Source organism: Pectobacterium fontis (genome assembly GCF_000803215.1).
Lineage (GTDB): Bacteria > Pseudomonadota > Gammaproteobacteria > Enterobacterales > Enterobacteriaceae > Pectobacterium > Pectobacterium fontis.
Genome location: NZ_JSXC01000024.1, coordinates 135,454 through 156,526, shown reverse-complemented (window position 1 = coordinate 156,526; position 21,073 = coordinate 135,454). Strand labels below are relative to the sequence as shown.

General features: G+C 44.9%; 17 protein-coding genes, 6 tRNA genes and 2 pseudogenes. 5 read left to right on the top strand and 20 right to left on the bottom strand.

What is annotated here, in order from left to right; all coding sequences use genetic code 11:
- From OI69_RS19195 to uvrY, 9 genes are all read right to left on the bottom strand, one after another.
- Nucleotides 1-535, bottom strand: a 535-nt coding sequence (locus OI69_RS19195) for a restriction endonuclease subunit S (protein ID WP_080752623.1), incomplete at its 3' end; no start/stop codon positions are given.
- Nucleotides 525-2,033 (bottom strand): type I restriction-modification system subunit M, encoded by a 1,509-nt coding sequence (locus tag OI69_RS08255; protein WP_039348561.1) that lies wholly within the window; start codon nucleotides 2,031-2,033, stop codon nucleotides 525-527. The genes OI69_RS19195 and OI69_RS08255, both read right to left, overlap by 11 nt.
- Before the next feature lie 341 nt (nucleotides 2,034-2,374).
- A complete protein-coding gene (locus OI69_RS08250) occupies nucleotides 2,375-3,634 on the bottom strand; it encodes a tyrosine-type recombinase/integrase (protein ID WP_039348558.1) in 1,260 nt (419 codons plus the stop codon).
- A 203-nt stretch (nucleotides 3,635-3,837) separates the two neighbouring features.
- A tRNA-Leu gene (locus tag OI69_RS08245) sits at nucleotides 3,838-3,924 on the bottom strand.
- Nucleotides 3,925-3,932: 8 nt separating this feature from the next.
- Nucleotides 3,933-4,006: transfer RNA gene (locus OI69_RS08240), tRNA-Cys, on the bottom strand.
- A 51-nt stretch (nucleotides 4,007-4,057) separates the two neighbouring features.
- Nucleotides 4,058-4,133 (bottom strand) — tRNA-Gly (locus OI69_RS08235).
- A 138-nt stretch (nucleotides 4,134-4,271) separates the two neighbouring features.
- On the bottom strand, nucleotides 4,272-4,820 hold the full coding sequence (pgsA, locus tag OI69_RS08230; protein ID WP_039348555.1) for a CDP-diacylglycerol--glycerol-3-phosphate 3-phosphatidyltransferase: 549 nt from the start codon (nucleotides 4,818-4,820) through the stop codon (nucleotides 4,272-4,274).
- Nucleotides 4,821-4,878: 58 nt separating this feature from the next.
- Nucleotides 4,879-6,711, bottom strand: a complete 1,833-nt coding sequence (gene uvrC, locus OI69_RS08225) for an excinuclease ABC subunit UvrC (RefSeq protein WP_039348552.1) — start codon at nucleotides 6,709-6,711, stop codon at nucleotides 4,879-4,881.
- Complete coding sequence (gene uvrY / locus OI69_RS08220) at nucleotides 6,704-7,360, bottom strand: UvrY/SirA/GacA family response regulator transcription factor (protein ID WP_039348551.1); 657 nt, start codon at nucleotides 7,358-7,360, stop codon at nucleotides 6,704-6,706. Before uvrY ends, uvrC begins: the two co-directional genes overlap by 8 nt.
- A 644-nt stretch (nucleotides 7,361-8,004) precedes the next feature.
- Between uvrY and OI69_RS08215 the strand changes: the two genes are divergently transcribed.
- Nucleotides 8,005-8,229 (top strand): DUF2594 family protein, encoded by a 225-nt coding sequence (locus tag OI69_RS08215; RefSeq protein ID WP_039348548.1) that lies wholly within the window; start codon nucleotides 8,005-8,007, stop codon nucleotides 8,227-8,229.
- A 92-nt stretch (nucleotides 8,230-8,321) separates the two neighbouring features.
- Here the strand turns inward: OI69_RS08215 and OI69_RS08210 are convergent, their stop codons facing one another.
- Complete coding sequence (locus OI69_RS08210) at nucleotides 8,322-8,609, bottom strand: basic helix-loop-helix domain-containing protein (protein WP_039348546.1); 288 nt, start codon at nucleotides 8,607-8,609, stop codon at nucleotides 8,322-8,324.
- 366 nt (nucleotides 8,610-8,975) lie between these two features.
- Nucleotides 8,976-9,051, bottom strand: a tRNA-Lys gene (locus OI69_RS08205).
- A 335-nt stretch (nucleotides 9,052-9,386) separates the two neighbouring features.
- Here OI69_RS08205 and cycA point away from each other — a divergent pair.
- On the top strand, nucleotides 9,387-10,799 hold the full coding sequence (gene cycA / locus OI69_RS08200) for a D-serine/D-alanine/glycine transporter (RefSeq protein ID WP_039348543.1): 1,413 nt from the start codon (nucleotides 9,387-9,389) through the stop codon (nucleotides 10,797-10,799).
- A 159-nt stretch (nucleotides 10,800-10,958) separates the two neighbouring features.
- On the opposite strand, the gene iraP is transcribed toward cycA, so the two are convergent.
- Entirely contained in the window at nucleotides 10,959-11,225 is a 267-nt protein-coding gene (gene iraP, locus OI69_RS08195) for an anti-adapter protein IraP (protein WP_039348540.1), read from the bottom strand.
- Nucleotides 11,226-11,599: 374 nt separating this feature from the next.
- Nucleotides 11,600-11,869: pseudogene (locus OI69_RS08190) on the bottom strand (LysR family transcriptional regulator); the annotation flags it as partial.
- Nucleotides 11,870-12,245: 376 nt separating this feature from the next.
- Here OI69_RS08190 and OI69_RS08185 point away from each other — a divergent pair.
- Both OI69_RS08185 and OI69_RS20105 read left to right on the top strand, forming a co-directional pair.
- Nucleotides 12,246-12,321 (top strand) — tRNA-Asn (locus OI69_RS08185).
- Between the two features lie 179 nt (nucleotides 12,322-12,500).
- A pseudogene (locus OI69_RS20105) lies at nucleotides 12,501-12,587 on the top strand (DUF4102 domain-containing protein); the annotation flags it as partial.
- A 419-nt stretch (nucleotides 12,588-13,006) separates the two neighbouring features.
- Here the strand turns inward: OI69_RS20105 and OI69_RS08180 are convergent.
- The 4 genes from OI69_RS08180 to OI69_RS08160 all read right to left on the bottom strand — a co-directional run bounded on the left by OI69_RS08180 (nucleotide 13,007) and on the right by OI69_RS08160 (nucleotide 17,158).
- The gene (locus OI69_RS08180; protein WP_039348534.1) at nucleotides 13,007-14,038 is read right to left on the bottom strand and encodes a methionine synthase; all 1,032 of its coding nucleotides are present in this window, start codon (nucleotides 14,036-14,038) and stop codon (nucleotides 13,007-13,009) included.
- 26 nt (nucleotides 14,039-14,064) lie between these two features.
- Entirely contained in the window at nucleotides 14,065-15,042 is a 978-nt protein-coding gene (locus OI69_RS08175) for a DUF1852 domain-containing protein (RefSeq protein WP_039348531.1), read from the bottom strand.
- Between the two features lie 853 nt (nucleotides 15,043-15,895).
- On the bottom strand, nucleotides 15,896-16,297 hold the full coding sequence (locus OI69_RS08170) for an H-NS family histone-like protein (RefSeq protein WP_039348528.1): 402 nt from the start codon (nucleotides 16,295-16,297) through the stop codon (nucleotides 15,896-15,898).
- Between the two features lie 773 nt (nucleotides 16,298-17,070).
- Nucleotides 17,071-17,158: transfer RNA gene (locus OI69_RS08160), tRNA-Ser, on the bottom strand.
- A 263-nt stretch (nucleotides 17,159-17,421) separates the two neighbouring features.
- On the opposite strand from OI69_RS08160, the gene OI69_RS08155 reads away from it, so the two are divergent.
- Nucleotides 17,422-18,243: a pyridoxal phosphatase gene (locus tag OI69_RS08155; protein ID WP_039348520.1), complete on the top strand. Its 822-nt coding sequence runs from the start codon at nucleotides 17,422-17,424 to the stop codon at nucleotides 18,241-18,243.
- Between the two features lie 286 nt (nucleotides 18,244-18,529).
- Here OI69_RS08155 and modC read toward each other — a convergent pair whose 3' ends face one another.
- Genes modC through modA form a run of 3 tightly spaced genes read right to left on the bottom strand, consistent with a single transcriptional unit; the run spans nucleotide 18,530 to nucleotide 21,047 of the window.
- Nucleotides 18,530-19,588 (bottom strand): molybdenum ABC transporter ATP-binding protein ModC, encoded by a 1,059-nt coding sequence (modC, locus tag OI69_RS08150; protein WP_039348517.1) that lies wholly within the window; start codon nucleotides 19,586-19,588, stop codon nucleotides 18,530-18,532.
- Complete coding sequence (modB, locus tag OI69_RS08145; protein WP_039348514.1) at nucleotides 19,588-20,277, bottom strand: molybdate ABC transporter permease subunit; 690 nt, start codon at nucleotides 20,275-20,277, stop codon at nucleotides 19,588-19,590. Before modB ends, modC begins: the two co-directional genes overlap by 1 nt.
- A complete protein-coding gene (gene modA / locus OI69_RS08140; RefSeq protein WP_039348510.1) occupies nucleotides 20,277-21,047 on the bottom strand; it encodes a molybdate ABC transporter substrate-binding protein in 771 nt (256 codons plus the stop codon). The genes modB and modA overlap by 1 nt, the downstream gene beginning before the upstream one ends.
- Between the last annotated feature and the right edge of the window lie 26 nt (nucleotides 21,048-21,073).

Here is a 21,073-nt window from a genome sequence, read left to right as displayed (position 1 = left end):
CTAAATGATGATTTATCGTCCGGTTGACAGCAATCCTAGCATCAAGGGCAGAAAACACCCGACCTATCTCTTGCTGTTCCAAAAGCGTAGGAACATCTATCTGGTAACTCGAAAAAGAACTCTTGTTAACAATCGGTACTGCTGTTGAGGTTTTGCTGATGTAGTTTAGTTTTTTTCCAAGAATACACATCGCGTAATAAACGAAGTCTGCATCGAAATCAGGACTTGGCACGATAGAGTTAATCTGTTGATTTGTGACCGTAGGCTCTGATGTCATAACAACTTTTCCCAAGTCCGAACCAATACAGCTAACACAAATAGAACTCGGTGGTAAAAGGCAATTTCTCACTTCGGAAAGCCCACATTCAGTCAGAGTCTTTATTGTGGTGGTCGCTACTTTAACTCCCATATCGTCAGAAGGTGTCAGGAACGGTATGCTCCCACCATAGTTTCCCGTTATGGCTGTTTTCGGTGTCTTGCCCGTGACAATCCGTCCGAGCTCGCCTACAGTAATTGTGCGCCATTTAGATCTCATACCCAAGTCCTCCCAGCCTCTTGCGAATTTCATCTTCCAGTTCATGGGAACGCTTGAACAGCACGCTAAGTTCTCCCGTCAGGCGTGCCATTTTCTCCTCGAAGGGTTCGCCGTCATCTTCCTTAGCCTCAATGCCGACGTAACGTCCCGGCGTGAGAATAAAGTCCTGTTTGCCGATGTCCTCTGTCGTCACCGCCGCGCAAAAACCTTTCACATCATCCAACGAGCCATTGTCGAACGCCTCAAAGGTAGCGGCGATTTTGGCAATATCTTCGGTGGTCATCTCGCGCAGACGACGATTGACCATCGTTCCCATATTGCGTGCATCGATAAACAGTGTTTTGCCTTTTTGCTTTTTGTTCCGGCTGATAAACCATAAAGATACGGGGATCTGGGTGGTGTAGAACAACTGCGTAGGCATCGCGATAATGCCTTCTACTAGGTCGTCCTCCACGATTTTGCGTCGGATATTACCCTCGCCGCTGCTCTGGGAAGATAGTGAACCATTGGCCAATACCATACCAATTTTACCATTTGGGGCGAGGTGATGAATCATGTGTTGCAGCCACGCGAAGTTGGCATTTCCATTCGGCGGTAAACCGTATTGCCAGCGAGGATCGTCGTTTAAGCTACCGTCGTTCCAATCTGACAGGTTGAATGGCGGATTGGCAAGGATGAAGTCGGCTTTCAGCGTAGGGTGCAGGTCATTATGAAATGTATCGTCATTGTAAGCACCAATATTGGCTTCGATACCGCGAATAGCCAGATTCATCAACGCCATTTTACGTGTGGTCGGGTTGGCATCCTGCCCGTAAACTGAAAGGTTGCCAATGCTGCCGCTGTGGTTTTTTACGAAGTCGGCAGACTGAACGAACATACCGCCCGAACCGCAGCAGGGGTCATACACGCGACCTCTAAACGGTTGTAAAACTTCAACGAGCGTTCGCACGACACAGGAGGGCGTGAAGAATTCTCCAGCACGCTTACCCTCTTGCTCAGCAAATTTGGCGAGACAATATTCGTAGGTACGCCCCAAAATATCTTTGTCTGTTCCATGTTCAATCATCTGAATATTGGTAAACAGATCGACAACGTTGCCAAGTCGGCGTTTGTCTAGCTCGGCGCGGGCGTAATTTTTAGGCAGAATATCTTTCAGCCGTTTGTTTTCTTTTTCGATTTCCCGCATCGCGTTATCAATAACAATACCGATGGTCTCTTTGCGCGATGCTTCAGCGATAGCACTCCACCTGGCCTGCTGCGGTACAAAAAACACATTCACTTCGGCGTAGGCGTCTTTATCCTCCACATCGTCGTCATCGGCCAAAAGCGTCTGATATCGCTCCTCGAACTTATCCGAAATGTACTTGAGGAAGATTAGTCCTAATACGACGTGTTTATACTCTGCTGCATCCATATTGCCACGCAAGATATCCGCTGCCGCCCAAATTTGCTGTTCGAAACCTATTGACGCCGTGTTTTTTCCGTTCGTTATGGCCATGTATTTGCCTCATTTTTGTTCTGAAAATATTCAGGCTTACGCAATGTTGAAAACCGTAAGAAATTATCTGAAATGTTAAATTGAATGATATGGTTAATAAGCGCTGAATTTCAGCCACTACTGACGCTACAGTGTTTATGAATGGGGTAATTAGGTTCCGTGAAATAGAAATCTGCTACGCCAATATCCATTGGGTCACATCGGGATTAATTTTACAACAACATAAATAATATGTTGTTATTTAAAATATTCTCTGTCGAAAACGACCTGATACCGTATAGTAATGCAGGCTATAGTCTCTGGATAGATAGAACTAAAGCCTATCCATCTGCTACATATTATTAGCCCGCCGTCAACTTCCCAAAATCAAACGGACTAACCCCCCTCTCTCGATTCGCATCCAGAAAATCCGCCCACCATTGCAGCATCAGCTTGCGTTCATCCAGATGCTCCGCCTTATGGATATACGCCGCTCGAACGCCATTGCGTTCCTGATGACTCATCTGCCGCTCTACCGCATCCCTAGACCACAACCCCGACTCAATCAACGAACTACACGCCATTGTACGAAAGCCGTGACCGCATACTTCCGTTTTGGTGTCGTAGCCCATAGTTTGCAGCGCTTTGTTTACCGTCCCTTCACTGACGGGTTTTCGTGATGAATGATCGCCAATGAAAACCAATTCACAATGCCCACTCACCTCTCTAATCTTTTTAAGGATCTCCAGTGCCTGACGGCTTAGTGGAACAAGATGTGGTGTGTGCATTTTTGAACCGCGCTCGGAGAATTTCACTCCAGGGATCGGTTCACGTTCAGGGGGAATCGTCCACAACGCTCGTTCAAAGTCGATTTCCGGCCAGCGAGCAAAACGGAGTTCACTGGAACGGATAAAAATCAGCAAGGAAAGATTTATCACCCACTTGGTAAACTCACGGCCTTTATAGCCATCTATACGGCCAAGTAGTTCACGCAAGCGTTCGAGTTCCAACGCAGGGCGGTGTTCGACTTTGCCGGGCATAATTGCCCCTGCCATATCTTGCGCCGGGTTATAGTCAATCAGGCCGTTTTGTACGGCATAGGTCATAATGGCAGTCACGCGTTGTTTTAGGCGTTTAGCCACTTCTAAGCGTCCAGAGCGTTCGACGCTTTTAATCGGTGTCAGCAAGTCGCGTGTTTTCAGATCTGAGATGTGTTTGCTACCGATAGCGGGGAAAATATTGTCGCTGAGACTTTTCAGGATACGTTCGGCATGGGATTCCGACCACTTCTTATTATCAGTATGCCAAGCGCGAGCCACAGCCTCGAAGGTTTGCTCATCATCTTGTTGTTGCGTTTTGACTGCTTTTTTATGCTCGTTGGGATCAACGCCAGCAGCAATAAGTTTTCGTGCCTCATCGCGTTTCTGACGCGCTTCAGAAAGGGAAACCTCCGGGTAAACACCTAGCGCCAGAGTCTTTTCTTTGCCATCCGAACGATAGTGTAAGCGCCAATATTTAGACCCATTGGTATGGACCAAAAGAAACATACCGTTTCCATCGGTAAGTTTATAAGGCTTCTCTTCCGGTTTTGCTGAACGTACCTTGATGTCCGTGAGTGCCATAATGCTTTTCCTTCAATAAATGCGTTATTGAGGGTACAAGGATTTACCATACTGAAGTATACCCGCAATTGTACCCGCACAAGCAAGTTGATGTCAGTTGAATTGTGTTGACGTAGGAAGAGTATGGAATGAAGGGAAAGCCAGTAAAACCGTGGGTTTTAGGCAAAAAAATAGACGTCGGTTGACGTCTATTGATTTATAGATGGTGCCCGGGGCGGGACTTGAACCCGCACAGCGCGAACGCCGAGGGATTTTAAATCCCTTGTGTCTACCGATTTCACCACCCGGGCTTAAATATTGGAGGCGCGTTCCGGAGTCGAACCGGACTAGACGGATTTGCAATCCGCTACATAACCGCTTTGCTAACGCGCCAAAATATTTAGGTCTTAGTGACCAACATCCGCTATCGCCGATGCTTTAAATTGGAGCGGGAAACGAGACTCGAACTCGCGACCCCGACCTTGGCAAGGTCGTGCTCTACCAACTGAGCTATTCCCGCAACACAGAACTTACTGATTTTTTAACTTCTTACAAACCAGCGTTACTGTTGATGCGGTGCATTCTACTGACCTGACGTGATGAGTCAATAAAATTATCAAACAACCACTCTCACTTGCTGGTTTTTACGGCACTTCGATCAAGGTTCAAGCAAATCGTGACGTGCAGCGTTCAGATATTGAAACATAGACCAGAAAGTCAGCACTGCGGCAATATACAAAGCCGCAACGCCTATCCCCTCAACGATACGTTCCGGGCGCCATAGCAAAGCAAAAAGCGCCATCATTTGAGCAGTGGTTTTAACTTTCCCTATCCACGACACAGCAACACTGCTCCTTTTGCCAATTTCAGCCATCCACTCACGCAATGCTGAAATAATGATTTCTCGCGCGATCATGGTTGCGGCAGGCAGCGTAATCCACCACGAATGGTAGTATTCCGCAACCAACACCAGCGCAACAGCCACCATCACTTTATCCGCAACAGGATCAAGGAAAGCACCAAAACGCGTGGTCTGTTTCCAGCGACGAGCAAGGAAGCCATCAAACCAGTCCGTCACAGCCGCAAACACAAAAATCAACGCGCAGAGCAGCGGTGCCCAAGCGAATGGAAGATAAAACGCCAGCACAAAAAACGGTATAAGAGCAACACGAAACAGGGTAAGCAACGTCGGTATATTAAATTGCATAGCGCTTAGGTAACTATCTGGCTGGAGTGGATACTAGGAGTATGTTGCTACATTGTCCCTAGTGTTTCAATGCATGGAAGATCTTTTCTGCCAATGCATGTGAAATTCCTGGAACATTTGCAATCTCCTCAATACTGGCATTCATCAAAGGCTGTAGTCCTCCCATGTATTTCAACAGGGTTTGACGACGCTTAGGGCCGACACCATCAATAAGCTCCAGCGTACTGGTATTTTTTACTTTTGCTCTCTTCTTACGATGCCCGCCAATCGCATGGTCATGTGAATCATCGCGAATATGCTGGATAACGTGCAAGGCGGGAGAATCAGATGGCAACGCAACCCCTTCGCCTGTCGCTTCAAAAAACAGGGTTTCCAGACCAGCTTTGCGATCGCTCCCCTTCGCGACACCAAGTAGCAGCGGCTTGTTTTTATCCCATGATACCTGTAACGAGTCAAACACGGCCTGAGCCTGGCCAAGCTGCCCTTTCCCACCATCGATCACGATAACATCGGGTATTTTGCTGTCATCCAGCACTTTACCATATCTACGTCGAAGAACCTGCGCCATGGCAGCATAATCATCACCTGGCGTAATATCACTAATATTATAGCGACGATATTCCGAACGTAATGGACCGTTGGCATCAAACACCACGCAGGATGCCACTGTCTGTTCGCCCATCGTATGGCTGATATCAAAACACTCCATTCGATGAATTTCTGGCAGTTGCAATACGCTGGCTAATGCAGCCAAACGTTGATGAATAGTAGATTGCTGAGACAACTTTGTAACTAGCGCAGTGGCAGCATTCGTCCGTGCCAATTTTAAATAACGAGCACGATCGCCACGGGGTCTCGTTTGAATCTGTACTTTTTTCCCCGCAACAGCCGTCAGAGACTCCATCAGCAATTCTTTATCAGGCAAGGTGAAATCAAGCAAAATTTCGGCGGGGAGCGTTCGACCTAAGCTTCCTTGTAAATAGAATTGCCCGACAAACGTTTGCACAACTTCGCCCAATTCTGTGCCACCAGGTACTTTAGGAAAATAGCTCCGGCTGCCAAGCACCTTTCCCTGTCGGATGAACAAGACATATACGCAAGCCATTCCAGCATCAAAAGCAACGCTGATAACATCCAGATCTTCGTCGTCACCGGAAACAAATTGTTTTTCTGTGACACGGCGAACAGCTTGAATTTGATCGCGTATCCGTGCTGCATCTTCAAAATGCAGATCGCGGCTTGCCGATTCCATCCGTGAGATGAGTTGATTCAGCACTTGCTGATCTTTACCGGATAAGAACAGACGAACATATTCAACCTGCTGTTGATAATCGTCTTCGCTAACCAGACCACTGACACAAGGTCCAAGGCAACGACCAATTTGATATTGCAGACAAGGGCGAGAGCGGTTGCGATAGACGCTATTCTCACACTGACGCACTGGGAACAGCTTTTGCAACAATACGAGTGTTTCACGCACGGCGTTCCCGTTGGGAAATGGGCCAAAGTATTCGCCCTTCGCATGCTTAGCACCGCGGTGAACTGCCAGACGTGGATGAACATCACCACTCAGGAAAATCATGGGATAAGATTTATCGTCGCGCAACAAGACGTTATAACGCGGCTGATAAAGCTTGATGTAGTTGTGTTCCAACAGTAAAGCTTCAGTTTCTGTATGCGTGATCGTGACATCAATATGCTTGATGCTTTTGACCAATGCCTCGGTTTTACGGCTGGCGACATGGCTGCGGAAATAGCTGGCTAGTCGTTTTTTTAAGTCTTTTGCCTTACCGACATAGATGACCGTATTGCCGACATCATACATCCGGTAGACTCCAGGCTGGCTCGTTACCGTTTTTAAAAATGCCGAAGCATCGAAACTCTCACTCACTACTTAACAATGTCTCCGCAGTAAAAAGCCCATGCTTGATGGCCAAATGCGTTAGCTCTACATCACCGTTGATACTCAGCTTGCTGAACATACGATATCGATAGCTGTTCACTGTTTTAGGGCTAAGATTAAGCTGTTCTGAGATTTCAGGTACTTTCTGTCCCTTCGTTATCATTAGCATAATCTGTAATTCACGTTCAGACAAACATTCAAGTGGCGTATCCGTTTGTGGTTCCAACTGACTTAACGCCATTTGTTGAGCAATATCAGAAGCAATGTATCGTTTACCGGCATGCACCGCACGGATAGCAGCAATCACTTCCTGAGGAGCCGCCGCTTTACTGACATACCCCGCCGCACCAGCCTGCATCACTTTCGCAGGTAGTGGGTTTTCAGTATAAATAGTAAGCATAATAACTTTTATATCTGGCGTAAAACGCAGGATCTTGCGTGTTGCTTCAAGCCCACCGATGCCCGGCATACTCATGTCCATCAGAACAACATCGACATCATTGCTTCGGCACCATTTGACGGCATCTTCACCACAGCATGCCTCACCAACCACTTTTAGACCTTTGATATCGTCAAGAATGCGTCGTATCCCTGCCCGCACCAGTTCATGGTCATCAACAAGAAAAACGCTAATCAAAGAATAATTCTCCAAAAAAGGGAGTAACACTTACATAAAAAGTTGCTTGCAGGTGATACTACGTTTGTTTCAAAAATAATGAACACAAATTTATATAAATATATATTTTCAATATATACCGAGAAGGAATAAAACACCTCTCCTGATCATAGCAATATATCGTAAAACTGATGGTGTATGTTGATCACATTCTTAACACTTAAAATACGTCATACAGTATAAATCGTTTGATGGCACAAAATACATAAAAAACAAAACACCACAAATGGCCTACAATTGGATCTGTATTTAAAATGTCAATAAAAAATCACTATTGTAAGCAGTATATGATATTATGCAATTTATCCTCGCCAACGGCTATATTATACAATTAATATATTCACATAAAGACGTCCATAGTGAACATCATATGTATTAAACGCAACACATCCATAACCTTTACCAAAAGAAATATCCAAAATCTTAATGCAGTTTAAATAAGTTAATTGCATGAAAAACAGTCACTAAGATGACTTTATCCGCGAATAATATCAATCCTCCACATGCTTTATGTTATACTCTCCCCCTCTGGCTTTGCCTGCTGTGTAAGCGTTAACGCCCACTGCCGGTAAAGAAAAACATCTTTTTCTTGTTGAGGAGAAAATATGAGCAACGTAGATTTTTCTACTACCGCATCTGCTGAAACATTGGCTCACGAGGTTACCTGCCTGAAAGCTATGATTACGCTATTATTAAAAGCAATCGGCCAGGCCGATGCTGGTAAGGTCATCATCAATATGGAAAAATACATCGCTCAATTGGAAGATGCCGAGCAAGCAACTGTTTTTGACAACACGATTAAACAAATCAAAACCAGTTACCGTAAATAGCACTATTTGCCACACCGCCATCTCAATAACTTGATCTGGCGGTATAGTCATATTTAGCACGACGATTTCTGAGTTAAAATAGAGACGGCCGTCTATTTATTTTCAATACCGATAAGCTTCAAAAATAGTGCTTTTTCTTTCTGTTTATACAGCGTTAATTCTGTCACTAACGCTTTATCCAAAAACTGTCTCCTGGAAAGCGCCTTTCTCTCATCAACCAACTCCCTCAGTTCAGTAAAGCACTCATTTATCTTGTACTCTTTCGAACTTTCGGTACAAATTATCTCATGAATTGCCTGACTCAATTCAGACAATGAGATAACCGATTGTGGATCCTGGTGACTTTTTTCGATGACAGCCAGTAATTTTTCGAATCCCATATTAACCTCCGAAATCGAGCAGACACTCGCTTACAGCTAACCAGGAAACTCCAGTGGCCTCTGCAAAGACAAACGCAGCCGGTGCATATGTCAACGATCCTATCCACTAAGCATAGCACTTTCTCACGATTTTTCGGTGTGTATGAAATACATCAGCGGCACAGCGGTTTTCAGCGATATCATCCCCACGCTATATTTTCACTCAGCATTAGGAATATAAATAGAATATATGCAACAGGTCATCAATGTATTCAGCGGGGAAAATAGTAAGGGGCGTGAAATGAAATAAAAGAAGACAATGAGATTAACATCGAAAAAACGAAATTATAACAAACTAAAAAAGAGGGATTAACCTATTTATATTGTTGGTGGGTCGTGCAGGGTTCGAACCTGCGACCAATTGATTAAGAGTCAACTGCTCTACCAACTGAGCTAACGACCCAACGGAGGAGATTATTCTCCTCCACAGCGAGCCTGTCAAATGTTTCATATTAATTTTTTATACGCGGCAATAGCATTGTTAGCAACGCGCAATTTTGTTAACCTGCTCAGCCTATATAACCAATGCCTTTCATCGTGTTATATCCTTTCATTTTAGGACGAAAAACAGACTGCGCGACCTTACACCACGATCAACCCTCTTTATGCCTGACTATATTGGTCATCTACTGTAATAAGTACCGCAGTTACGCTATCTTATTCATTTCGATTTTCACAAATGAGAGCCGCAAAAGAGCTCAAAAAACATCACAGACAGAAACAGGAAAATGTACTTACATGGTCGAACAATCAAAAGAAGCCGCAGATCTTGCACCTGAACAAGGAGAGGGACTGCAACGAAACCTGACTAATCGTCATATTCAACTCATCGCCATTGGCGGCGCGATCGGTACTGGGCTATTCATGGGCTCGGGTAAAACAATCAGTATGGCCGGCCCTTCGATCATTTTTGTTTATATGATCATTGGCTTTATGCTGTTTTTTGTCATGCGTGCAATGGGAGAATTATTACTCTCAAACCTCAACTATAAATCATTCAGCGATTTCGCGGCAGACCTACTTGGGCCATGGGCAGGCTTCTTTACCGGTTGGACTTACTGGTTTTGTTGGGTTGTAACCGGAATTGCCGATGTTGTAGCCATTAGTGCCTACGCTCAGTTCTGGTTTCCCGATTTATCGCAATGGGTTTCGTCGTTGCTTTGCGTTCTATTATTACTGACGCTAAATCTGGCAACGGTGAAACTGTTTGGTGAAATGGAATTCTGGTTCGCAATGATAAAAATTGTCGCGATCATTGCGTTAATCGTGGTCGGTATCGTACTGGTCGTGATGCAATTCTCTTCCCCATCAGGAAACGTCGCGTCGTTAACTAACCTATGGAACGATGGCGGTATGTTCCCTAAAGGGATCAGCGGTTTCTTTGCAGGATTCCAGATAGCCGTATTCGCATTTGTCGGCATCGAGCTGGTTGGTACAACCGCCGCTGAAACTAAAAATCCGAAAGTCGTGCTGCCCCGTGCAATTAACGCAATCCCAATTCGCATCATCATGTTTTATGTTTTTTCGTTAATCATGATTATGTCCGTCACCCCATGGAGTGCAATTACTGCGGATCGCAGTCCCTTTGTAGAAATGTTCGTACTTGTTGGCCTACCTGCGGCTGCCAGTATGATCAACTTCGTTGTACTCACTTCAGCGGCATCCTCAGCTAATAGCGGTGTATTCTCAACCAGCCGCATGCTCTTTGGCCTCGCTAAGCAAGGCGACGCCCCAAAAAGCTTCGGTATACTTTCTAAACGTGCAGTTCCTTCAACTGGACTCATGTTTTCCTGTATTTGTTTGCTCTCAGGCGTGGTATTGATCTATCTGATTCCAAACGTGATGACTGTCTTTACGTTGGTAACCACCGTATCTGCGATTTTATTCATGTTCATCTGGAGTATTATCCTCTGCTCTTACCTGACATACCGTAAAAAACGCCCTCAGCTACATGAAGCATCATCATATAAAATGCCACTAGGTATTTTTATGTGCTGGATATGTCTGGCTTTCTTCATTTTTGTTATTGCATTGTTAACATTACAACCAGATACACGACAAGCGCTTATTGTCACACCGCTCTGGTTTATTGTGCTGGCTATTGCTTATCAGTTTATTCGTCGGAAAAAGCAGATTACTGGCGTGAAGTAAGGCGTAATTCAAGAAAGGCGCAGACAACATCGGCGCCTTCATTTGGGGGAATAATGTATAGCACAAACATTTTCTATTATTGGATACAAACCATTCTCAATTGGTGCATGAAAATTAATATGTGGTCGACTAATGTCATTAACATTGATGTATAAAAAGTTATTCCCGCAACGAAACGGCTGTAATTCGATTGATATTTTTAGCTAATAGTTCGAAAGCTAAATAATTATTCTCATCCTTTCGCTGCGAAGCACCCGCAACCACATCTTCTATTTTCCGACTTAACTCATTGATCTTACTATCATCCAGTGTCAAAATCATAGCAGAAATCAGCATCTCTAACGATTCAATCTTCGCGTTAAGCGCTTTTTCTCCAACTTCTTTTTCTGCCAACTTTACTAAAAGATGAGAGAGGATATTATTCATTTGAATTCCTTAATCAAAAAAATAACCGTCATACGCCCTAAGGCAACACCTATTCTTTGGTGCACAAGATTAGAGAAAACATAACGAAGATTAATGTAACACCGCAGATAGGGTGTTAGCTAGTGTCGATTATCATTTTAAGGAAATCATATCCCCTAGTAAGGGAAAAATGAAACTACGGAAAAAAAACCAAAATAAATAAAAAACTAAAAACCTGTTTTATTCTTTAGAGTAAAATTCACCATTTGAAAAATAAAGACAACATTGTCAATTGTGACGCATATCACAAAAAAATAAGATATATAATTTTGACAGAAAATATGATTGGTAGCCAGCCATCGATAAATGGCTGGCTCTATGACCAACACTTATGCGCTCATTGATTGCCGGGCACCACTCACTGCATCTTTTGCCTGTTCGCACTGCGACAATATCGTTTGTGCATGAGAATAAAGAATCCTCCCCGCCTCAGTGGGCGTAACACCACGTCGGCTCCTTATCAGCAACTGTTTTTCGAGTTCTCCCTCCAGTGTCGCGACCTGCTGGCTCAGCGCTGGTTGCGCAATATGCAGCAACTCAGCAGCCTGTGTCAGGCTACCGATATCAACGATTTTTACAAAATACTTGAGCCGTCTAAGATTCATGTCTGCCTCCTGAGTAGTTACCCTAAAGAGGTAGCAAAAAGCGCGCCATATTATGTTTCTATGCCTAAGAAAAAGTGATACTGCCTTGATAAGCCACAGGTAAAATAAGTAAAAACGATAGTTCATCTCCCCCTGCCCAGATTTTTCATGAGAAACCAGGCATCGGGTCAATGCGAGCCTGCACCATCTTAAAGCAATGCTGCTATTTTAGGGTGCAAGCCTGCTAGTTAATCAGCACTCCACATTACTTTTTAACGTTCAACTTGAGCAATAATTTCAATGTGTTGGTTATTAGTTCGGCAATCAAACACACTAATCGATAACAGCCTTTGACAACCCTAAATGCTCCCGCTATTATCCATCGCACTTAACCGATTCCTCTGTAGTTCAGTCGGTAGAACGGCGGACTGTTAATCCGTATGTCACTGGTTCAAGTCCAGTCAGAGGAGCCAATTTAGAGAAAGCAGACGTTCACTGACGTCTGCTTTTTTGCTTTTTATCAATTGGTTACCCCCTTCTTTAGGTTCGCCCTCGTTCACCAAAAAACGCTCGAAGCCATACCCTTTTGCTGGTAAAAATACTGGTAAAGCTGGTTCGATTTCGTTTTTACCAGCAATCGGAGGGATCCGTCATGCCACTTACTGATACTAAAGTAAAAAATGCCAAACCATCAGAAAAAGCGGTAAAGCTCACTGACGGATTCGGTCTTTACCTGCTGTTTCTCTGGCCAATGCAAAAAACACCGTTTGCAAGAACTTATAGATCCGTTAACGGCGATGAAAGATTTATTCTAACAAGCTGTTATGACACGATGTCGCCCATGAATGAACTACCATTAACAAGACACTGCGGAAAATAGGCCATAACATGTCTGGTCATGCTATCTGAAGACTGATGTGTGATATATCAATCGAATCAAGTACCTGGCATGAAGATGTGGTAGAGTTCCAGATGAGCCAAGGATGAGCTAAGGCACCGATCTCATGACAACCTTATCGGTTGTTATCCTTTATCAGTGATTGCCGTCATGCATGATGGTCATTGCTCAGTCCGGTTGGTGATTTGAGATCGTTGGTGATCGATCAGATCGCTCCACCCAGACTGAGTTTACTGCAAGTTATCGAGTATTTGGCGGGGTTATTTAGCCAGAAGTTCTCTTCGGACAATTTCTGCGCCTGCACTCAAAGCATGTAGTTTTCCTCTCGCGACCTGACGAGATAAGGGAGCCATACCACAGTTGGTAGAAGGGTAGAGCTTGTCGGCATCGACAAATCGCAGTGCTTTTCGTAACGTATCAGCGACGTCCTCTGGTGTCTCAATGAGATTGGTTGCTACATCAATGGCACCAACCATCACTTTTTTACCGCGAATGAGTTCAATAAGATCCATCGGTACACGGGAGTTTTGGCATTCAAGCGAAATGATATCGATATTAGATTTTTGCAATTTAGGGAAAATTTCTTCATATTGCCGCCATTCAGACCCTAACGTCTTTTTCCAATCCGTATTGGCTTTGATACCGTAGCCATAGCAAATATGTACCGCCGTTTCACATTTAAGCCCTTCAATTGCTCGTTCTAATGCGGCAATTCCCCAATCATTCACCTCATCAAAGAAAACATTAAATGCTGGCTCATCAAATTGGATAATGTCAACGCCGGCAGCCTCTAATTCTCTGGCCTCTTGATTAAGAATTTTGGCGAATTCCCAAGCAAGTTTTTCGCGGCTTTTATAATGGCTATCATAGAGCGTATCAATCATCGTCATGGGACCCGGTAAGGCCCATTTAATGGGTTGCGTGGTTTGCTGACGTAAAAATTTGGCATCTTCGACAAAAACGGGCTTTTGGCGAACCACAGTCCCAATAACGGTTGGTACACTCGCATCATAGCGATTACGAATTTTAACAATTTCACGTTTCTCAAAATCAACACCGCTTAGGTGCTCAATAAACGTGGTGACAAAATGTTGACGCGTTTGCTCGCCATCACTAACAATATCAATACCTGCCTGTTGCTGATCCGCTAAGGATAAACGTAAAGCATCTTGTTTACCGTCAATTAATTCCTCACCCTGCAATTTCCAAGGTGACCACAGTGTCTCTGGTTCCGCTAGCCAAGAGGGCTTGGGTAAACTACCCGCAGTCGAAGTGGGTAACAACGTTTTCATAATAGGTGACCTTGTGTGTTGGTTAATCAAAGAGCGTAATTAGCAGACCATTGCTCAAGAATATTTTGATATGGTTTGATGAAGTTCTCTTCAGTAAACTTTCCCTGCTCAATCGCTAACAGGCTGCGTTCTTCCCGATCATAAACAATTCGCGTTAACGAATGATCCTGATGAGTCAAGCTTGGTTGATAGCATTGACCTGCCACAGAATTGGCATTGTAAATCTCAGGTCGGTAAATCTTTTGAAAAGTCTCCATCGTGCTGATAGTACTGATAAGCTCAAGATTAGTGTAATCACTAAGTAAATCACCAGAAAAATAGAAAGCCAAAGGCGCAACGCTGTTTGCAGGCATAAAATAGCGAGCCTGCAGTCCCATTTTATGGAAGTATTGATCGGTCAAGGAATATTCATCTTGCTGGTATTCGATACCCAATACAGGATGCTGATTTCCCGTCCGATGGTAGGTGTTTTTACTTGAAACACTTAAACATATAACCGGTGCTTTACTAAAAGCATCTTTATAATTCGTTGAATTAACGAAACATTTAAAGATATTCCCATGCAGATCACCAAAATTATCAGGTGTGCTGAACGTTGGGTGGCTCTTATTGTGCGCTGAGAGTAATACGCTGAAGTCATAATCTCGCACGTAGGAGGAGAAGTTATTTCCGACAATACCTTCAATACGCTCGTTGGTTTTTCTATCAACAATATTCGTTTTCAGTATTTCAATCACAGGAAAGGTGTTGCCATTTCCTTCAATATCAACTTCAACGGAAATGATATCCAGTTCGACAGAATAACGATCGCCTTTGACGTTATCCCAGTGCGCCAGAGAATTGAAGCGATTGTCAATCATCGTTAGCGCATTGCGCAGGTTCTCCTGGCGGTTATCTCCTCGCGCCAAATTCGCAAAGTTGGTAGTGATACGCGTATTTTCGGAGGGGTTATAATTTTCATCGAAACGCGAATTTTTAATGGTGAATGTAAAATTCTTACTCATGGCGATCTAGCATCCTAATTTTTCATGTAAAACCCGATGTTATCTCTTGATTTTACAAGATTTTCAGGCTTTATCATTCAGCAGGTTTCATATTATCTGTAGTTTATCTGGCATAATTTATGCCAGACTCATTGAGTGAGTAAAAGTGATTTAATTTCAATAATCATGAACCATTTTCATGATTTGGGATCGGCACTGTTACAAAATCACTCAACCCACCTTATTTTAAAATAAAATCAAACAGTTAACATTCATAACCAAATGTATAAACACACCTATTTTAGTTATATGCCCTAAATAATTTTGGGTTATGGACAAAATGTGTTCGTTAAAATGCTCACCCTTTAGCGCGATGTTCAGTCATGCATATCATCACACGGCACGATAAAAACCAATGCGTCGAAAACGAGTTTGTCCGGCTAACACTGGACTCTGGAAAGAGGCACATTTTCATCCTGATGAGCTTACTTAGTAAGTGATACGAGTGAACGAATACAGTCAACGCGCATGTAACGTAAAGCAATGGTGGGTATATAATTTTATAAAAAATTTTAGGATTATACGAAAGATGAATTTATCGCCTACCTGTCGACGTTTTCGGATAATCCAATGAGGGCTTAGAGGGAAGAAATGAGAAACACATTTATATAATTTAGTTAAACATTTTTACAAAATCTCACTTTATCCCAAAGATAATGGTTTGATTTTTCGCCACCAAGAGAAAGAGAATAGTATTTTTAACGAAAGAAAGTGCTGACGGAAACTTCAATCTTTCCCGTAATTCAAAGAATCGAAGCGGTTTACTTTTGTCTGCAACCCGTGAGACAAAGGGGTTGCAGGCTAATCTAAATAATCAGATCTCAAAATCTTCCAGCTTTTTACCGCTTTCAAGAGCAGCAGCAATCGCTTTAGGTGTACGCCCCTGACCCGTCCATAACTTTTCGTTGCCATTTTCATCAACATATTTGTATTTGGCAGGACGAGGTTCACGTTTTGCTTTTCCTGACTTAGTCGTAGGTAGAGAACCAAGAAGCTCAGCAGGATCGATACCATCTTCTAATAATTTAGCACGTAAGGCTTCAATTTTAGCCTGACGTTCAGCGTTTTGTTGCTGAGCGCTAGCTTCTTCTTCGCGACGATCTTCGACAATCACCGTGAGTTTTTCCAGCATTTCTTCCAGCGTTGCTAAATCGGTTTCACGAGCCTGAGCGCGTAGGGTACGGATATTGTTTAATATTTTTAAGGCTTCACTCATAGTTTATTGTCCTGACAGTTATTAATCGAGATAATCATAATTCTTATTTTTTTATTTATCAACTTAAAAAATTATTGCACCCTGAATATACATTAATAAATCACGGTAAGGATATCTGTTATTCAATGTCTATACTTAAAACCTATCTTAATAGGATTTCATCCTGGACAATAATATCGAAGGGAAAATACAGTCTTGTTGAAAAATAGAATTTTAACGTAAAAAATAATGACTCATCCCCACCATATCCGTGAATCAGCATGTGAAGTGCAGGTTCACAATCCATGTTGTTATAATAGTAATGATTCAGATAGTCAGAGGGGATCATTCAGTTTCCCTGTGTCGTTGAGTGAAAAATATCAATGAACGCAACAGGAGACATACAGCCATTTCTGGCTTGATGATTTTATCTTGGAGAGATTTCTAACCTTTTCTCTGCTTGGATTCCGTACTTTTTACCATCGAGTGCCATAGTCAGAGTCTCTCAAGAACAAAGAAGCACTGTCTGGATACGGAATGGCAGAACACGGCTTTTTGCAGAGAACCTGATACAGCGCACGATACTTCGGGAAGGATGCTGACAATACCCATCGATACTGAATACGGATAATAGCGCAGCGCTGAAATCACAGACGTAGCAAATATCTTCATGGCATCAGCGACCTTGGCATCCGTCATGTAGTCATTTTGCTCAGATAGAGGCTCTACCGACAAAAATACACTATTAGTGTAAAACGAAAACGGGCTAGCCTGAGCTAACCCGTTGAATTTTTTGGCGGAGGAGTAGAGATTCGAACTCTAGAACACTTTCGCGTCGCCGGTTTTCAAGACCGGTGCCTTCAACCACTCGGCCACTCCTCCGCAATGACGCGCACTATAAACAGTATGCCGCGTATTGTAAAGCCAGGTTGCAATCAATTGCTTAAAAAATAGATGATAAACCGTTGAAAGTATAGAAAACAGACAATTTTATCCTGTATAGGCCTATTTCACACCACTACGCAGAATACGTCATAACCACACCACTGCCGGACACTTTTATCTCGTCTCTGTCTGTCTATTTTTCGCCGTGTCCTTTATCGTAAGAGTCATTTGATACCCACATTTTTATTTGCGAGACAACGATGACCTACCGAGTAATTGCACTTGATCTTGATGGTACGCTGCTAAACCAACAGAAAAAAATCCTCCCTGAATCGCTGACTGCACTCGCGCTGGCTCGCCAGCAAGGCATAAAAGTCATGATCGTCACCGGACGTCACCATTCGGCAATCCACCCTTTTTATCAAGGGTTGCAGTTGGATACGCCCGCCATCTGCTGTAACGGCACCTATGTCTATGATTACCAGCAGGGCCAAGCGTCACATACCAATCCACTTTCTGTCGATCAGGCAAAAAATGTCATTACGCTGCTAGAAGAATTTGATATTCATGGGTTGATGTATGCCGATGACGACATGTATTACCAGTATCCTACCGGGCATGTGGTTCACACGCTGGCATGGGCTTCTACCCTGCCGGAGCCACAGCGCCCACGTTTCGCGCAGGTGGAGAATCTGGTGCGACAGACGGAGGCCTCTCACGCCATCTGGAAATTCGCCACCACACATGTCGATGTCCCTACGCTGAACTGTTTCGCTGCAGAAGTGGAAAAACAGCTTGGACTGGCCTGTGAGTGGTCATGGCAAGATCAGGTGGATATCGCCCAAACGGGCAACAGCAAAGGCAAGCTGCTTGAGCAATGGCTTGGCGAACAAGGTATTAGCATGAAAGATGTCGTGGCATTCGGTGATAACTTTAATGATATCAGCATGCTGGAAAGCGTGGGGTTGGGTGTAGCCATGGGCAATAGTGCCGACGAGATCAAGGCGCGTGCCGATCTGGTGATTGGCAGTAATGAAGAACCCAGCATCGCGAACGTCATTCGAACCCGCATTCTGGCATAGCTGGCAATGCCGTAATCAGCCGAGCGAGTCAGGAGCTTGTCTCGCTTGCCTGATTACTGACTTTTATACGGTCTTACCGCGCGTTGCCCAGCCCCTGTCATAGGTAAACGCCCGCTCCCAGCAATTCTTGCTGTTCATGGGTAAACCGGAATCTCTGGCCTTACGCGTTTTATCTTCACTCGCGCTCGGAAAACGGAAGCGTTAAAGAATTCAAGAAAACGCGGCACAGGAGGTTTATCAAGCAGATATTCGGATAAGCGACATCATGTTAGCCGGGAATACATGTTTATGCCGTAATCGATACGCTCTTAATTTGCGCATAGAGTGTTTGCCCAGAATGAAGCGCGAGATCGTCCCGTGCCCACGGCGTGATGCGGGACCACAGCGTCTGCTGGCCGACCGCAAGCTTTACTTCAACTTGTCCGTCTACATCAAGATATTCCACGACACAAGCACACAGTACATTACGGATACTACTTTTTTCCGACGGCTCTAATACCAGAGAAACATCGGCGGCATTCACGCGAATGCGCAATGGCGCGTCCTGCGGCAACGCAACTTTTCCGACCCACACTTGCTGGTCGCCTAATGCCAGCGCCGTCATCGCGTAATGCTCATGCTGAGCCAGCACACGTACGCTTAGAATACTGCTCTGTTCATCTTTCGGTAACCAAGGCCGCAATGCACTGCTGGCCCACACCTCTTCCAGTCGCCCCTGCGCCTTCACTTTGCCTTTATCGAGCACGACAACATGATCGGCTAACCGGACAATTTCTTCCAGACTGTGACTGACATACAGGATTGGAATCTTGACCTCTTTCGCCAGCCGTTCCAGGTATGGCAACAGCTCGCGCTTTCTGGGCAGATCCAGCGACGCCAACGGTTCATCCATGAGTAGCAGTTCCGGCGCAGTCAGCAAGGCTCGACCAATCGCAACACGCTGTTTTTCTCCACCAGACAGCGTCAGCGGATAGCGAGTCAGTAAATGTTCAATCCCCAGTAAATTGACGATATCATCGAACTGCGATGCCATTGCTTCTGCCATACCGTAGCGCAAATTACCGCGCACACGATAATGTGGAAACAGGCGTGCATCCTGAAATACATAACCGATGTGTCGTTTTTCTGGTGGAAGGAAAATGTGTTGTTGTGTATCCACCAGCACATGATTATTGAGCACAATCCGCCCGTGATCAGGCCGCGTCAGGCCAACAACAGCGTTGATCAACGACGTTTTCCCGGCCCCCGACACACCAAAAATAGCGGTTATACCGTTTGCAGGTAGTTCAGACTGAACGCAAAGTTCGAGGCTGCCCAACTGTTGTTGAAAATCAAGTTGCAGCATTATCCCCCCAACCGCTTGCGGCTCCAGTTTGTTAGCCACTCCGATGCCAACAACGCAGCTAGCGACAAAACAATCGCAATCACACACAACCTTGCGGCATCCGCCTCCGCACCGGGCGTTTCAATCAAGGTATACATCGCCAGTGGAATAGTTCGGGTTTCGCCGGGGATATTAGATACAAACGTAATGGTCGCGCCAAACTCACCAAGAGAGCGAGCAAACGCCAATACGGTTCCAACCACAATCCCAGGGAAAGAGAGCGGTAATGTGATGGTGAAAAAGACACGCCAGGGCGTGGCGCCCAGTGTGCGGGCAGCTTGTTCCAAATGCGTATCAACGGCGTCCAGCGACAGCCGGATCGCCCGAACCATCAGTGGAAACGCGACAATCGCTGACGCTAATGCGGCACCGCGCCAGCTAAAACTAAAACTGAAGCCGAACCAGTCATAGAGCCAGGAGCCAATGACGCCACGTCTTCCCATCGCCACCAGCAACAGATAGCCGATGACCACGGGCGGTAAGACCAATGGCAAATGGATGATGCTATCCAGCAGCGATTTACCGGGAAACCGACAGCGCACCAAAATCCACGCCATCAGTATCCCAAACGGCAAGCTGCATGCCACAGCCACAACGGAAACTTTGAGGCTCAGCTCAACCGCTTGCCATTCATAATCACTCAGCATCATTAACGCGGCGAGAAACCATAACGTTTAAATACAGCAGCGGCTTCTGGCGTTTTCAGGTAGTCATAAAAACCGGTAACCGCAGGGTTTTTATGCTCTTTGATTATCGCCATCGGATATTCGACCGGCTTGTGGCTCGTGACCGGGAACGTGCCAATGACCTTAACCTTGTCGCTGGCAACCGCGTCAGAACCATACACAATACCCAGCGGCGCTTCTTCACGCTCTACCAGCGCCATGGCTGCACGCACGTTGTTGGCTCGCGCCATCAACGGAGAGAGTTCATCCCAGGCTTTCAGATTCTGTAACGCTTCTTTGGCATAAATCCCGGCAGGAACATGATCCGGGTCGCCAACGGCCAGACGTCCACCTTTTAACAGGTTTTTCCAGTCAGTTTTATCGTCAATGTTAATTGCTTTCTGCGCACTCGTCTTTGGCGCAATGACCACCAGCTCATTGCCCAACAGCGTATAACGCGTAGCAGTATCCATCAGGTTTTTATCCTGCGCGTAGTCCATCCACTGCTGGTCAGCGGAGATGAACATATCGGCAGGCGCACCTTGTTCAATCTGGCGTGCCAGCGTTGAAGATGAGGCGTAAGACGCCACGACAGCGACATTTTTCTCTTTCTGATATTGCGTAGCAATGTCTTGCAACGCATTCGTCAGCGATGCCGCGGCAAACACCGTGACTTTATCTTCTGCCACCGCGGGCAACGCCATTCCTGCACTGAGGGTCAGTGCGGCAAACCATTTCAACCATTGCTGCTTCATTCTTGTCTCCTGACAATTATCGTTGT